This is a genomic window from Xanthomonas sp. AM6, from assembly GCF_025665335.1.
Lineage (GTDB): Bacteria > Pseudomonadota > Gammaproteobacteria > Xanthomonadales > Xanthomonadaceae > Xanthomonas_A.
Genome location: NZ_CP106869.1, coordinates 4,071,239 through 4,085,077, shown reverse-complemented (window position 1 = coordinate 4,085,077; position 13,839 = coordinate 4,071,239). Strand labels below are relative to the sequence as shown.

The following is a 13,839-nucleotide window of genomic DNA, read 5'->3' as shown; positions in this document are numbered from 1 at the left end:
CGTGATCATCGGACGTTGCGAAGCTCCAGGTTGGTCAAGCCGATCGCCAATTCGCGGTCGTCCACTGACACCCCTGCGGCGGCCGGAGAGATTGTGCTGTCGTATTGCAGTTCAACGGTGACCGCCGAGCCGGCGCTGATTTCCGGAAGTCTGGCAACGATGCGCACCGGTTGTGGAGCGGTCGCAGAGAAGGACTGGGGCTGGATGGCGACCCCATTGATGCGTGTGTTGACCATCATCGATTGGCGCTTCCCTGCCCAGAACCCGTTTGCGGTCAATACGAGCTCGCGGTTGCGGATGGTTTCCGTGACGCGAAACTTCACGATGGAGGTGCTGCCGAGCGACCAGACACCCCACGGCTCCTGGTTCGACCAGCCGCTTTTCAGATAGCGGGACAGTTGGTCGGGCTTGACGATCTGTCCCGTGCGCAGGGCTGGGAGCGTGGAGTCGAGGTCCGCCTGCGTGAGCGAGAGATAGGTCGGCTTCGAGGGGAGCGACCCTAGCTTGCGCTTCAACAGGTGTTCCGCTTCGTGAGTGCCCACTCCGCAATTTATTGCCGGATACACGCCGATGCTGTTGGCGCCGCGGCCAGGGAGATAGAGCAGCTTCCGGCAACCCGGCCCTAGTACGACAGCAGGTCTGATCGGGGTCATTTCGCCGATCTGGGCGTTGCGCTCAGCGAAGACTTCGATTGCCGGATCCCACGCCCAGGGAGCGTAGGTGTATACGGTCACGGCGGCGGAACTCGGGGTGACATACGACTCTTTCTTCGTGGGCCAGTAGTCGCGTACCGCCGTCACGCCCATGAACAGCGCCAGGCTGCCTAACAGCCAGGCCAGCCAGGCGCGCCGCCCACGAAAATCCAAGTACCGTGCTGCGATAAGAAAGCATGGATAGAACAGGCACAGATACCAGAGCCCATAGCGGGCCGGCCCGGGCGTGGCGCCGGAATTGATGTTCACGGTCGCGGCTTGGGCTGCCATCGCCGCTGCGATATACACGGCGAAGAAGGCGAGCAAAGACCCGCGCGCCAGAAGATCTTTTCGCCTGGCCAAGCCGAAGCACGCGGCGACGACAAGCAGCGCTCCGAGCAGCCAGTTCGGAAGCAGACCGATATCCGGGTCCAGGAGGTACTGAATCGACGAGAGCGGATTCAACGCCGTGGTGTCTGCGCCCCTGAGGAAAAGCTGAGGCGAAAGTCCGCCGTAACGAAAGAAGTAGTAGGCGGGGTGGAGTGCGGCGACCAATGCCGCCAGCGAAAGCACCACTGCCGAAACCGGAGCACCGATGCCGCCTCGATTCGGATCGCGCATCTGAACCAGCGCGGCCGCGCAGGCGTAGAGTGCCGGAATCGCGAAGCTGATGTTCTGGGTAGCGGCGATCGCGAGTGCCAGCCCGGCCCAGGCCCACGCTCTCCTGAGCGCGTACGCAACCGCCGCAGTGCTGAAAACGATGGTGAAGAGTTCGGTGTGAACCTTGTTGGTGAACCACAGCGTGGGAGACAGGGCGATGATCAGTAGCGCGGCCAGCGCTCCCTTGAAACCATGCAGCCGGAAACAAAGGAGCAGCAAGCCGGCGATCAGCACCGCATGCAGGAGCATGAAGTGCGCATGGCTGCCGGCCTGCATGCCGATCTGGCTGGCTACCCAGCCGGCGCCGGCCGCGGCCGCTGGGTAAAACCAGAAATGGTTGAAATCGGTCCCTGGTCCCAGCGTCAGCTGCTCATAGACCTTCTTCAGCCTGGCAGCCGGAAGCAGATCGGCGATCTGTTCGGTCGCGTGCAGCTTTTCGTAGGCTCGCCATGCAGCTTCGTCCGCGTAGGGCCTATGGCTCAGCAGGACGGCGCGCTCCATCACGTAGTACTCCGCTCCGTCGCCGACCCTGGTCGCTGGAAAGGCGCAGAGGAGGTTGTACAGCGCTGCGATCAGTATCAGCGCGGTGATGCCATACGCTGCGGCCACGCGCATGCGGCGCTGGCCCGGCGACACCGCGCGCTGGAGGTCGTCGGTGCCTTCCGTGATGTGTTCGGTATTCACGCGCCAGGCTTTGCCTTGGAAAGGATCTCGGCGGCAAGGCCCTTGCCCTCGCGCACGGCGTAATTGGTTCCACGATCTTCTGGATAGACCTGCGCCATGCTGGTCACGAATACGTTCTCAAGCGGCGTGGCCCGTCCCGGGACGAGTTTGGAATAGTGCTTCTCCGCGATCGGCTGCGCGTAGTCGGCGCGCCATACGTGCACGTCCTTGATCCAGCTGCGCGAAAACGCCGGGAACATCTTCTGCAGATGCGGTATCGAAAATTCGACGAGTTCGTCGTCGCTCATCGTATACATCGGGTGTTCGGGCGGGAGATATTTCGACAGGTATACGATATGACGGCCGCCATAGGAGCTCGGCGGTTCGAAGTTGGTGTGCTCAATCACGCCGACATAGGGAAAGCCCGGGTCGTTGACGTTCAGCCAGTACGTCTCCGATAGGCTGCGATCCAAAGACAGCACCATGCAGACGTTGGAAAGATAGCGTATGCGCCGAAGGGATCGCACATAGTCCGGCGGAACCATCCCTTCGAGCAGGTCGGCGGAAATGGGAAAAGGCGTAGACAAGACAAAGTTGTCCGCCGCGATCTGCTCGTCGCCCGCCTGCAGGTGGGTTGCCGTGGTGCCCTCCGCAACGACCGAGGTGACCTTGCAGCGGACCCTGATCTCGCCGCCGAGCTCCCTGATCTCGTCCGCCAGTTTGTTCGCCAGCGCGGCGAAACCGCCGCGGTAGTACGCCAGCACCTCGTCTCCCGCGCTGCTTCTGCTGCCGCCGCGCAGCACCAGTTTCTTCCAGAACCACACGGCCGAGATGTCGTCCGCCACCGCGCCGAACTTGCCCACCAGCAACGGATCCCATACCACGTCGTAGGCCCGCTGTCCGCAAAGATCGATCAGCCATTCCTTGGCGCTAAGGCCTTCCAACTGGCGCCAGTCCTTGATCCTGCGCGCGCGCAACACCGCTATTCCCAGCCGCACCCTGTCGAAGAACGGCAGCGCTTTGAAGCGCAACAGATCCAGGGGCGTGCTGAGGCGGAAAAACTGCCGCGCATAGTACATGCCGGTGCGCGTCGGACGCAGCAATACGTTGTCGCGGGCTCCCAACTCGTCTATCAGCTGGAATATTTCGCGATCGTTGTTGAACCAGTGGTGGTAGAACTTCTCCAGCACCTCGTTGCCCACGGTGAAGCCGCCGGCCAGTCCGCCCAGCTCCGCGTCACGTTCCAATACGATCACCGATTTGCCTGCGCGCGCGAGGGCGTACGCGCTGGCCAGTCCGGAGAATCCGCCGCCGACCACGGCGGTGTGATAGCGCTGCATAGGGTTCATCGAGCAATGTCCGTAGTCGGGCGAAAAGTCACAGCGCGGTTGAGCGAGAACTGGATGACCAGGACAACCGCCAGTGTGGCCAGCTTTGCCAGGAATACGTTCATGTCCAGCCTGGAAACCATGACCCAGAGCAACAGCGTGGAGACCAGATAGCCTATCAGCGCCGTGCCAAAAAACAGCGCAAGCCTGAGCAATGTCCGGTCGTAGGATTGGAAGGTGAAATGCCGGTTCAGCGCGAAGCTTACCAGCGTGCCCACGGCGTAGCCCGCCGCGTTCGCCAATTGGTAGTTCACTCCGAAGGCGACCAGCGCGGCGTAGATGGCCAGGTCGCTGCACACGCCGGTTCCACCGCATAGTGCGTAAACGACGAACTGGCGGATGCGAGCGTTTCTTTCTTTCATTGGCTGCGGAGCGTTCACGATGATTTTCGCTGGTCGAAGTTGCGCGTGGATTCCACCACCGCCTGCGGATTTCCATTGACATGGAGAAGTACTCGGCCCAAGTACTCGCCGATGATCCCCAGCGCCATCAGTTGGATTCCCCCCATGATCAGCGCCGATACGATCAAAGACGACCAGCCCACGGGCATGGCGTTCAGGGTGAAGCGCTGAATCACGAACGCCAGCGCCAGGAGGAATCCCAGCGCGGCGAACATGAGCCCCGACATCGAGGCGAGCCGCAGCGGCAGAAGCGAGAAGCTGGTCGCCATCTTCAGCCATAGCGATATCGATTTTCGCAAGCTGTAGCCCGATTGGCCATCGGCCCGCTGATGATGGTCCAGCGTGATGGTGGTCAGCCGATTGGTCGCCGACAGGATGAGTCCGTCCAGGTAGACATGCGGCCCGGTGAACTTGATGACTTCGTCGCGGATGCCGCCCACCATCGCCTTGAACGGGGATAGGTACAGGCCGGGGGGCTTGCCTAGCAGCCGGTTTGCAACAGCGTCGTTGAATGCACTGCCCGCGCGTTTCCACAGCGGGTGTTGTTTGCTGCGGAACTTGGCGTAGCAGACGTCCACCTTTTGGTTCAGCGCGCCTAGCAGTAGGGGAATGTCTTCCGGCGAATGCTGCAGATCGTCGTCCATGGTGACGACGCGCCGGCCGCTGGAGAGGCGCAAGCCCACCAGGATGGCGTTGTGCTGGCCGGCATTCTTGCGCAGATTGACCACTTTCCACCAAGGACGGTCGGCGGCCAGCCGTAGCAGCACCTCCCACGAATCGTCCGGGCTGCAGTCATTCACCAGGATGACTTCGAAGTTGTCATGGAATGCCGTACCCAGGGCCTGTTCGATCCTGTCGGCCAGAACGGGCAGGATCGTAGCACTCCGGTACACGGGTATTACGATCGAAAGTTCAGGGGTGGCGGTCGACATAGTATTTCCTGATCACCCGGCGGGCGTAGCCTGGCGAGACGTCTATTCCAATTTTTTCCGAATACGCTTGCATGACGCTGGAATCGGGCACCGCGCCGCCGCCGCGCTCGATGAACGTGCACACGGCCTTCCGGCCCAGCGCTTCTTCCATGGCGGGGACGAGATCGCGCATGCTGATCGTCTCCGGCGGTGCGATCTCCAGCGTTTGCGAAGGCGCGCCCTGTTCCTTGAGCAGTTCCATCGTGATCGCGGCGACGTGGTCCACGTCGACCAGGCAGCGCAGTGCATGGGTCCACACCTGGAACGGCGCGCCGCTCACGAGGTTGCGAGCCAGGAAATTGGTGAGGGTATGCGGGTTGGACGTGTGCCCAACGACTTGGGGCAGACGGAGGATGAGATGCGGCAAGCGTTCGCGCACAAGATCCTCCATCCGCAGCTTGTGCAGGACGTAGTCGCTGGTCGCACGGTCCGGATCTGAAACGCTGCAGGTGCTGAAATAGACGAAGCGGCAGCCCGTGCTGGCCAAGTGCTGCTTCAACAGTTGCTCTTCGCGCAGGAAGGCTTCGCCCCGGGTCTCCGAAGAATTGGAGACGCCCGAGGCGAATATCCTGGCATCGAGGTCGCGCAGGCGCTCGGCATCGAAGGAACGCGCGAGCATGCCACTGCCAATGACTTCCTCAGTCATGGCATCGTCCGGTGAATAGCTTTTCGTGCATGAACGCGTCCGCTGCTGCCAGCCGACGAAGATACCGCACCCGCAGCGATTAGCCCAATTGGCGTTCGAGTTCCGGCAGCAGCGCGAACAGATCACCCACCAACCCGATATCCGCGATCTCGAAGATCGGCGATTCCGGGTCCTTGTTGATCGCCACGATGGTGCCGGCGTCCTTGATCCCGGTCAGATGCTGGATCGCGCCGGAGATGCCGATGGCCAGGTACAGGTCCGGGGCGATGATCTTGCCGGTCTGGCCGACCTGCAGCTCATTGGGCACGTAGCCGGCATCCACCGCCGCGCGCGAGGCGCCCACCGCGGCGCCGAGCTTGTCGGCCAGGCTGTAGATGTGCTTGAAGTTGTCCGCCGAGCCCACGCCGCGGCCGCCGGAGACCACGCGCTTGGCGCTCTGCAGGTCGGGGCGGTCGGACTTGCCCGCGGCCAGGCCGACGAAGCGGGTATGGGTGGGCAGCGTTGCGCTGACGCTGGCCGCCTCGATCGCGGCGCTGCCGCCCTTGGCCGCTTCCGGCCACGAGGCGCTGCGCACGGTGGCGACGACGGTCTGGTCGGCGGGCGCCTGCACGCTGATGATCGCGTTGCCCGCGTAGATCGGGCGCTTGAACGCGTAGTCGCCATCCACCGCCATCAGGTCGGAGATCTGGTTGACGCCAAGCAGCGCGGCGACCACCGGCATCAGGTCCTTGCCGAAGGTGGTGGAGGGGCCGAACACGTGGCTGTAGCCCTGCGCCAACTGCGCGATCTGCGGCCCCAGCACCTGCGCGATGGCGTGTTCGTTGGCCGGATCGGCGACGGTGAGCACACGGTTCACGCCGGCGATCTGCGCGGCCTGGGCGGCGACGGCGCCAGGATCGGCCGCCAGCACCACGATGTCGATGGCTTCCGGCGACAGCGCCTGCGCGGCGCTGACGGTCTTGGCGGTGGCCGCGTTGAGCTGGCCGTTCAGGTGTTCGGCGACGACGAGGATCTTGGCCATTACAGCAACCCCTTCTGCTTGAGTGCGGCCACCAGTTCGGCGGCGTCCTTGACCATCACGCCGCGGCTGCGCTTGGGCGGCGGGGCGTAGTGGGTGGTGGTCAGGCTGTCGTTGGATTCCACGCCCAGGTCGGCGAACGCCAGGGTCTGCAGCGGCTTGCTCTTGGCCTTCATGATGTCCGGCAGTTTGATGAAGCGCGGCTCGTTCAGGCGCAGATCGGTGGTGACCACGGCCGGCAGGTCCACTTCCAGCGTTTCCAGGCCGGCATCGACCTCGCGGGTCACGGTGGCCTTGCCGTCGGCGACGACCAGCTTGCCGGCGAAGGTCGCCTGTGGGCGGCCCCACAGCGTGGCCAGCATCTGCCCGGTCTGGTTGGCGTCGTCGTCGATCGCCTGCTTGCCCAGGATCACCAGGTCCGGCTGTTCCTGCTCGACCAGCTTGAGCAGCGTGCGGGCGGCGGTCAGCGGCTGGATCGCGGCGTCGGTGACCACGTGGATGGCGCGGTTGGCACCCATCGCCAGGCCGTTGCGCAGGTGCGCGGCGGCATCGGCCGGGGCCAGGGTAACCACCACGACCTCGCTGGCGATGCCGGCGTCGCGCAGGCGCAGCGCCTCTTCCAGGGCGATTTCGTCGAACGGATTGGGGGAAAGCTTGACGCCCTCGGTCACGACGCCGGAGCCATCCGGCTTGACCTGGATGCGGACGTTGTAGTCCACCACGCGCTTGTAGGCGACGAGGATTTTCATCTTGTACGAGATCCTTCAGCAATGCGGGAAGGCCCGGCCGCGGCGGCCGGCACGGGGGAGGGGGTAATTCTAGCCGCTGGCACGATTCCATGCGATTGCGTACGGAACTTGGCTGCCGAGTCCTGCCGTTCAGTGCCGATCCCGCCGTTGCGGCCAAAATCGCTATCCTTGGGGGCTTGGATTCGGCGCAGTCGGGCGCCGCACGAACAGGAGAGATAACGTGCCGACTTGGCTCGTCACCGGTGGGGCAGGGTTCATTGGCGGCAATTTTGTCCTGGAGGCGGTCGCACTCGGCATCCGCGTGGTCAATCTCGATGCCCTGACCTATGCGGGAAACCTGAACACGCTGTCCTCCCTGGCCGGCAACCCGGACCATGTCTTCGTCCATGGCGACATCGGCGACCGCGGCCTGGTGCGGCGGATATTGCGGGAGCATGCGCCGGACGCGGTCGTGAACTTCGCTGCCGAAAGCCATGTGGACCGCTCGATCGACGGGCCAGGCGCGTTCGTCCAGACCAACGTCGTCGGCACGCTGGCCCTGCTGGAAGAGGTGCGCGACTACTGGAAGGCCTTGGCACCCGAGCGCAGCGAGGCCTTCCGTTTTCTGCACATCTCTACCGACGAGGTGTACGGCTCGCTCGGCGCGACCGGCAAGTTCACCGAATCGACGCCCTATGCGCCGAACTCGCCGTATTCGGCCTCCAAGGCGGCCTCCGACCATCTGGTGCGTGCGTTCCACCACACCTACGGGTTGCCGGTGTTGACCACCAACTGCTCGAACAACTACGGCCCATACCATTTCCCCGAGAAACTCATCCCGCTGGTGATAGCCAGGGCGTTGGCCGGCGATTCGTTGCCGGTCTATGGCGACGGCAAGCAGGTGCGCGACTGGCTGTTCGTAAGCGACCACTGCGAGGCGATCCGTACGGTGCTGGACAAGGGCGCCGTGGGCCAGACCTACAACGTGGGCGGGAACTCCGAGCGCCAGAACATCGAAGTGGTGCAGGCGATCTGCGTACTGCTCGACGCGCGGCGCCCGCGCGAAGACGGCCGGCCGCGTGCCTGCCAGATCAGCTACGTGGCCGATCGCCCCGGCCACGACCGCCGTTATGCTATCGATGCGTCCAAGCTCAAGAACGAGTTGGGCTGGGAGCCGAAACACACGTTCGAGCAGGGCATCGCCAAAACGGTGGACTGGTACCTCACCCACCAGGAATGGGTGCGAAGCGTGCTCGACGGCAGCTACCGGCTCGAGCGCATCGGTACCGCAGCGTGACCCTGAATCCGTACCCGCAGCTGCGCATCCTGCGCGGTCGCTCCCCCAGGTAAGAACATGACGCAACGCAAAGGCATCATCTTGGCCGGCGGCTCCGGTACACGGCTCTATCCGCTGACCAAGGGCGTCAGCAAGCAGCTGCTGCCGGTCTACGACAAGCCGATGATCTACTACCCGCTGAGCGTGCTGATGCTGTCGGGCATCCGCGAAGTGCTGATCATCAATACCCCGCATGAGCAGGCGCTGTTCCAGGCGCTGCTGGGAGACGGGTCGCAATGGGGCATGGACATCCAGTACGCCGTGCAGCCGAGTCCCGACGGGCTGGCGCAGGCGTACCTCATCGGCCGCGATTTCGTTGCCGGACAGCCCAGCTGCCTGGTGCTGGGCGACAACATCTTCTACGGGCATGGCTTGACCGGCCTGCTCAGGCGCGCCAGCGCGCACACCGTCGGCGCGACGGTGTTCGGCTACTGGGTGAGCGATCCCGAGCGTTACGGCGTCGCGGAGTTCGACGCTGATGGGCGGGTCGTCAACATCGAAGAGAAGCCGGCGGCACCCCGCTCCAACTATGCGGTCACTGGCCTGTATTTCTACGATGGGCGTGCCGCCGAGTTCGCTGCGGAGTTGCGCCCTTCGGCGCGCGGGGAACTGGAGATCACCGATCTCAATCGCCGCTACCTGCAGGAAGGATCACTGCAACTGCAGCCGCTCGGCCGCGGCTATGCCTGGCTGGATACGGGGACGCATCAATCGCTGCACGAGGCTTCCAACTTCATCGAGACCATCCAGGCGCGGCAGGGCCTGCAGGTCTGCTGTCCGGAAGAGATCGCCTATGGCCAGCGCTGGATCGACGAACAACAGCTGGAGCGCTTGGCGGTGCCTCTTTCCAAGAGCCATTACGGCCACTACCTGCTCGACCTGATCAAGCGGGGGCGCGTGCCATGAAGTTGGTGCACACCGCGCTGCCAGGGGGCATCGTGATCGAACCGAAGGTGTTCGGCGACGCCCGCGGCGAGTTCTTCGAAGCGTGGAACGCGGAGCGGTTTGGCGGCAGCGGGTTGCCAACGCGGTTCGTGCAGAGCAATGTATCCACCTCGACCCACGGCGTGCTGCGCGGGCTGCACTACCAGTGGCCGCGGCCCCAAGGCAAGCTGGTGACGGTGCTGAGGGGAGAGGTCTACGACGTGATCGTCGACATACGCCGCGGGTCGCCGCATTTCGGCCGCTGGGAGGCGGTGATTCTGAGCGAGGCCAACAAGCGCCAGCTCTGGATTCCGGAAGGCTTCGCGCATGGCTTTGTGGCGCTGTCCGAGCAGGTAGTGTTCAACTACCTGTGCACGGACGTTTACGTGCAGGAAGCGGACGCCTGCATCCGTTGGAACGACGCTGCCATCGCCATCGACTGGCCGATCCAGGCGCCGTTGCTGTCGCCCAAGGACAGCGCGGCGCCGTTCCTGGAGGAGATTCCCGCCGAGCGCCTGCCGATCTTCCCGTCGTGAGCGTACTGGTCTTCGGCAGCAACGGGCAGGTGGGGCGGGCAGTGGTGCGTGCCCTGGACGGGCGCATGCCCGTGCTCGCGGCGACGCGCAGCGGGCGCTCGGGCGACGGACGCGCCTGCCTGCAAGCGGATTTCGACCGGCCTGCCGAGATCCGCGCGCTGCTCGACGCCGAGCGTCCGAGCCAGGTGGTGAACGCGGCGGCATACACCGCGGTGGACAGGGCCGAAGGCGAACGCGATGCTGCGTTTCGCGTCAACGCCCACACGCCCGCGCTGATTGCGCAATGGTGCGCGTCGCATGATGTTCCGCTGGTGCACTACTCGACCGATTACGTGTTCGACGGCCGCGGCCACAGGCCATACCGGGTCGACGATCCAGTGGCGCCGTTGAGCGTCTATGGCGAGAGCAAGTTGGCGGGCGAGCGCGCGATCCAGGAGGCGGGCGGGCGGCATCTGATCTTCCGCACCGCATGGGTATATGCCGCGTACGGAAACAACTTCCTGCGCACGATGCTGAAGCTGGCGGCGGAACGCGACGAGCTGCGGGTAGTGGCCGACCAGATCGGCACGCCGACGCCGGCAGCGCTGATCGCGGCGGTCACCGCGCGTGCGCTGGATGGAGTGGCGGCCAGCGGCATCTGGCACCTGACCGCAGCTGGCCAGACCACCTGGCACGGTTTCGCCGAACAGCTTCTTGCGCGGGCGGTCGAGCGCGGCTTGCTTGCGCGCATGCCGCGGGTGCAGGCGATCGCCAGCGTGGACTTTCCCACCGTGGCACGGCGGCCGGCCTATTCCTGCCTGGATCCGGGCGAACTGGCGCGAACGTTCGGCGTGCGGTTGCCGGATTGGCGCGAAGGGCTCGCCGAGGTGATGGACGCTCTTCCCCCCGCGCAGCGATGAAGTCCCTGCCTTCGGGCGACGGCGAATCGCCCGAGGAGCGGCGGCGATGGTCGAACCCGTTGCGCCGGCGCAGGGCGGTGCGTCACGCCGGCAAATCGCAAGGATGCGCCGGCGGGTGAAACGGCCAGGGGAGCCTGGCCGCCGCGACGCCGATGAACGAGATGGCGCTACGCGCGCCCGTAGGTATCCTCGAAGCGCACGATATCGTCCTCGCCCAGGTAGCTGCCCGACTGCACCTCGATCAGTTCCAGCGGCAGCTTGCCCGGATTGCGCAGTCGATGGGTCACGCCCAGCGGGATGTAGGTGCTCTGGTTCTCGGTGAGCAGCAGCACTTCTTCGCCGCGGGTGACTTCGGCCGTGCCGCTGACCACGATCCAGTGTTCGGCACGATGGTGGTGCATCTGCAGGCTCAGCGTGGCGCCCGGCTTGACGGTGATGCGCTTGACCTGGAAGCGCTGGCCGTTGTCGATCGAGTCGTAGGCGCCCCAGGGACGGTAGACCTTGCGGTGCCAGGTGGCTTCCGACCGGCCGCTGGACTTGATCTTGGCCACGATATCCTTGACTTCCTGGATGCGGTCGCGGTGTCCGACCAGCACCGCGTCGTCGGTTTCCACCACGACTACGTTTTCCAGTCCGACCATTGCGATCAGCCGCGAGCCGTAAGCGTAGGTGTTGCTGCAGTCGATTTCGATCACGTCACCGTGATGGGCATTGCCGCGCGCGTCCTGCGGCGAGACCTCCAGCAGCGCGGACCAGGAGCCGACGTCGCTCCAGCCGGCATCCAGCGGCACCACCACCGCATCGGCGGTCTTCTCCATTACCGCGTAGTCGATGGAATCCGACGGGCTGGCCGCGAACGCGTCCTTGTCCAGACGGATGAAGTCGGCATCGCGCTTGGCCGCGGTCCAGGCCTGGGTGCAGGCTTCGGCGATGGCCGGCTGAAACTTGCGCAGTTCGGCAAGATAGCGCGAGGCGCGGAACAGGAACATGCCGCTGTTCCAGAAGTACTCGCCGGATGACAGGTAGCCCTGCGCCGTCGCTAGGTCGGGTTTCTCGACGAAACGCTCGACCGGCCGCACCTGATCGCCGCCGCTCGCCTTGATATAGCCGTAGCCGGTTTCCGGGCTGGTCGGACGGATTCCGAACGTGACCAGCTTGCCTTGCTCCGCGGCCGCGGCGGCGACTTTGACCGCTGCTTGGAAGGCGTTCTCATCGAGGATCACGTGGTCGGAAGGTAGCACTAGCAACAACGGGTCGGCACCGTCGTGCGTGGCTTCCAATGCGGCCACCGCGATGGCCGGGGCGGTGTTGCGGCCCTTCGGTTCGAGCAGGATGGAGGCCGGCTTGACCCCGAGCTGCTGCAACTGCTCGGCCGCGATGAAGCGATGTTCTTCGTTGGCGACCACGATGGGCGCCTGCCCGGCGACGGGGGCGGCACGCAGCCAGGTGGCTTGCAGCATGCTGTGCTCGCCGACCAATGGCAGGAACTGCTTGGGATAGGTTTCGCGCGACAGCGGCCACAGGCGCGTGCCGGAGCCGCCGGACAGGATGATGGGAAGGACTTCGCTCATGGGCGGGGGGACTCCACAAATGCGTTGAAAGGAAGGTGCGGGGGAATGGAGAGGATCATGCTTTCAATAGATCGGAGATTTCAGCGGTGCGCTGTTCCAGCAGTGCCGCATCGCCACGCGTTTCCACGTTCAGGCGCAACAGCGGTTCGGTATTGGAGCTGCGCAGGTTGAAGCGCCAGTCGGCGAACTCGGCGCTGACGCCGTCGGTATAGTCCAGCGTCGGCGCGTGCGAGGCGAAGTGTTCCATCACCCGCGCCACCGAAGCCTTGGCGTCGGCGACCTTGAAGTTGATCTCGCCGCTGCACGGGAACTTCTGCATGCGCGCCTCGACCAGGTCGGCCAGCGAGCGGCCCGACTGCGACACCAGTTCGGCGATCAGCAGCCACGGGATCATGCCCGAGTCGGCGTAGGCGAACTCGCGGAAGTAGTGGTGCGCGCTCATCTCGCCGCCGTACACGGCGTTTTCGCTGCGCATCTTCTCCTTGATGAAGGCGTGCCCGCTCTTGCACAGCACCGGTACGCCGCCAGCGTCCTCGACCATCTCGATCGTGTTCCAGGTCAGGCGGGGATCGTGCACCACCTTGCCGCCCGGCTGCTTGGCCAGGATCGCCTGCGCCAGCAGGCCGACCAGGTAGTAGCCTTCGATGAAGCGGCCGTTCTCGTCGAAGAAGAAGCAGCGGTCGAAATCGCCATCCCAGGCGATGCCGAAGTCCGCGCCGTGTTCCTTCACCGCCTTGGCGGTGGCTTCGCGGTTCTCGGGCAGCAGCGGGTTGGGGATGCCGTTGGGGAAATGGCCGTCCGGCTCGTGGAACACGCGCACGAACTCGAACGGCAGGTGCGGCGCCAGCAGGTCGACGATGGCGCCGGCGCCGCCGTTGCCGGCGTTGACCACCAGCTTCAGCGGCTTGAGCGTGCCGATGTCGACGTAGCTGAGCAGGTGCGCGATGTAGGCGCTCTTGTCCGGGCGGCTGTGCTCGGCCGCGGTCGGGGTGCCGGCGGGCGCGGTGTCGGCGGCCACGGTGTCGCGGATCGCGAACAGGCCGGTGTCGGAGCTGATCGGGCGCGCGTTCTCGCGCACCAGCTTCATGCCGTTGTAGTCCATCGGGTTGTGGCTGGCGGTCACCATCACCCCGCCGGCCGCCTGCAGGTGGTCGGTCTGGAAATACACTTCCTCGGTGCCGCACAGGCCGATGTCGATGACCTCGCGGCCGCTGGCGCGCAGGCCGGCAGAGAGGGCGTCCTGCAGCCCCTGGCTGGCCAGGCGCACGTCGTGGCCCACCACCACCGGGCCGCTTTGCAGCTGCCCCGCCAAGGCCACGCCGATGCGGCGGGCCAGGTCCTCGTTCAGTTCGTCGGGAACGCGGCCGCGGATGTCGTAGGCCTTGAATGCGGGAAGCGGCATAGGG

The 13,839-nt window shown here is 64.9% G+C and carries 13 protein-coding genes; 4 read left to right on the top strand and 9 right to left on the bottom strand.

Translation table 11 applies throughout. The features are described 5' to 3' along the window. Positions 1 to 5: 5 nt before the first annotated feature. The 7 genes from OCJ37_RS17445 to OCJ37_RS17415 form a co-directional block, all read right to left on the bottom strand. On the bottom strand, positions 6 to 2,036 hold the full coding sequence (locus tag OCJ37_RS17445) for a hypothetical protein (protein ID WP_263110954.1): 2,031 nt from the start codon (positions 2,034 to 2,036) through the stop codon (positions 6 to 8). Next, on the bottom strand, positions 2,033 to 3,355 hold the full coding sequence (locus OCJ37_RS17440) for an NAD(P)/FAD-dependent oxidoreductase (RefSeq protein ID WP_263110953.1): 1,323 nt from the start codon (positions 3,353 to 3,355) through the stop codon (positions 2,033 to 2,035). Before OCJ37_RS17440 ends, OCJ37_RS17445 begins: the two co-directional genes overlap by 4 nt. A gap of 5 nt (positions 3,356 to 3,360) precedes the next feature. Beyond that, a complete protein-coding gene (locus OCJ37_RS17435) occupies positions 3,361 to 3,783 on the bottom strand; it encodes a GtrA family protein (protein ID WP_263110952.1) in 423 nt (140 codons plus the stop codon). Then, positions 3,780 to 4,736 (bottom strand): glycosyltransferase family 2 protein, encoded by a 957-nt coding sequence (locus tag OCJ37_RS17430; protein WP_263110951.1) that lies wholly within the window; start codon positions 4,734 to 4,736, stop codon positions 3,780 to 3,782. Before OCJ37_RS17430 ends, OCJ37_RS17435 begins: the two co-directional genes overlap by 4 nt. Continuing rightward, positions 4,717 to 5,421 (bottom strand): NAD-dependent epimerase/dehydratase family protein, encoded by a 705-nt coding sequence (locus OCJ37_RS17425; RefSeq protein WP_263110950.1) that lies wholly within the window; start codon positions 5,419 to 5,421, stop codon positions 4,717 to 4,719. The genes OCJ37_RS17430 and OCJ37_RS17425 overlap by 20 nt, the downstream gene beginning before the upstream one ends. Before the next feature lie 79 nt (positions 5,422 to 5,500). Beyond that, positions 5,501 to 6,442, bottom strand: a complete 942-nt coding sequence (locus tag OCJ37_RS17420; RefSeq protein WP_263110949.1) for an electron transfer flavoprotein subunit alpha/FixB family protein — start codon at positions 6,440 to 6,442, stop codon at positions 5,501 to 5,503. Continuing rightward, positions 6,442 to 7,188, bottom strand: a complete 747-nt coding sequence (locus OCJ37_RS17415) for an electron transfer flavoprotein subunit beta/FixA family protein (RefSeq protein WP_263110948.1) — start codon at positions 7,186 to 7,188, stop codon at positions 6,442 to 6,444. The genes OCJ37_RS17420 and OCJ37_RS17415 overlap by 1 nt, the downstream gene beginning before the upstream one ends. Positions 7,189 to 7,408: 220 nt before the next feature. Between OCJ37_RS17415 and rfbB the strand changes: the two genes are divergently transcribed. Genes rfbB through rfbD form a run of 4 tightly spaced genes read left to right on the top strand, consistent with a single transcriptional unit; the run spans position 7,409 to position 10,862 of the window. After that, positions 7,409 to 8,464, top strand: coding sequence for a dTDP-glucose 4,6-dehydratase (gene rfbB / locus OCJ37_RS17410; RefSeq protein ID WP_263110947.1), 1,056 nt, complete (start codon positions 7,409 to 7,411; stop codon positions 8,462 to 8,464). 57 nt (positions 8,465 to 8,521) lie between these two features. Beyond that, complete coding sequence (gene rfbA, locus OCJ37_RS17405) at positions 8,522 to 9,409, top strand: glucose-1-phosphate thymidylyltransferase RfbA (protein WP_263110946.1); 888 nt, start codon at positions 8,522 to 8,524, stop codon at positions 9,407 to 9,409. Beyond that, positions 9,406 to 9,963, top strand: a complete 558-nt coding sequence (gene rfbC / locus OCJ37_RS17400; RefSeq protein WP_263110945.1) for a dTDP-4-dehydrorhamnose 3,5-epimerase — start codon at positions 9,406 to 9,408, stop codon at positions 9,961 to 9,963. The genes rfbA and rfbC overlap by 4 nt, the downstream gene beginning before the upstream one ends. Then, positions 9,960 to 10,862 (top strand): dTDP-4-dehydrorhamnose reductase, encoded by a 903-nt coding sequence (gene rfbD / locus OCJ37_RS17395; RefSeq protein ID WP_263110944.1) that lies wholly within the window; start codon positions 9,960 to 9,962, stop codon positions 10,860 to 10,862. The genes rfbC and rfbD overlap by 4 nt, the downstream gene beginning before the upstream one ends. Before the next feature lie 167 nt (positions 10,863 to 11,029). Here rfbD and OCJ37_RS17390 read toward each other — a convergent pair whose 3' ends face one another. Continuing rightward, a complete protein-coding gene (locus tag OCJ37_RS17390; protein ID WP_263110943.1) occupies positions 11,030 to 12,433 on the bottom strand; it encodes a mannose-1-phosphate guanylyltransferase/mannose-6-phosphate isomerase in 1,404 nt (467 codons plus the stop codon). A 55-nt stretch (positions 12,434 to 12,488) separates the two neighbouring features. Continuing rightward, on the bottom strand, positions 12,489 to 13,835 hold the full coding sequence (locus tag OCJ37_RS17385; protein ID WP_263110942.1) for a phosphohexomutase domain-containing protein: 1,347 nt from the start codon (positions 13,833 to 13,835) through the stop codon (positions 12,489 to 12,491). Positions 13,836 to 13,839 lie beyond the last annotated feature (4 nt).

Excerpts from the sequence above, each read along its gene's own strand:
- OCJ37_RS17425 (WP_263110950.1), bottom strand. The coding sequence starts at position 5,421 with ATGACTGAGGAAGTCATTGGCAGTGGCATGCTCGCGCGTTCCTTCGAT.
- OCJ37_RS17420 (WP_263110949.1), bottom strand. The coding sequence starts at position 6,442 with ATGGCCAAGATCCTCGTCGTCGCCGAACACCTGAACGGCCAGCTCAAC.
- rfbC (WP_263110945.1), top strand. The coding sequence starts at position 9,406 with ATGAAGTTGGTGCACACCGCGCTGCCAGGGGGCATCGTGATCGAACCG.
- OCJ37_RS17415 (WP_263110948.1), bottom strand. The coding sequence starts at position 7,188 with ATGAAAATCCTCGTCGCCTACAAGCGCGTGGTGGACTACAACGTCCGC.
- OCJ37_RS17440 (WP_263110953.1), bottom strand. The coding sequence starts at position 3,355 with ATGCAGCGCTATCACACCGCCGTGGTCGGCGGCGGATTCTCCGGACTG.
- OCJ37_RS17390 (WP_263110943.1), bottom strand. The coding sequence starts at position 12,433 with ATGAGCGAAGTCCTTCCCATCATCCTGTCCGGCGGCTCCGGCACGCGC.
- OCJ37_RS17430 (WP_263110951.1), bottom strand. The coding sequence starts at position 4,736 with ATGTCGACCGCCACCCCTGAACTTTCGATCGTAATACCCGTGTACCGG.
- rfbA (WP_263110946.1), top strand. The coding sequence starts at position 8,522 with ATGACGCAACGCAAAGGCATCATCTTGGCCGGCGGCTCCGGTACACGG.
- OCJ37_RS17385 (WP_263110942.1), bottom strand. The coding sequence starts at position 13,835 with ATGCCGCTTCCCGCATTCAAGGCCTACGACATCCGCGGCCGCGTTCCC.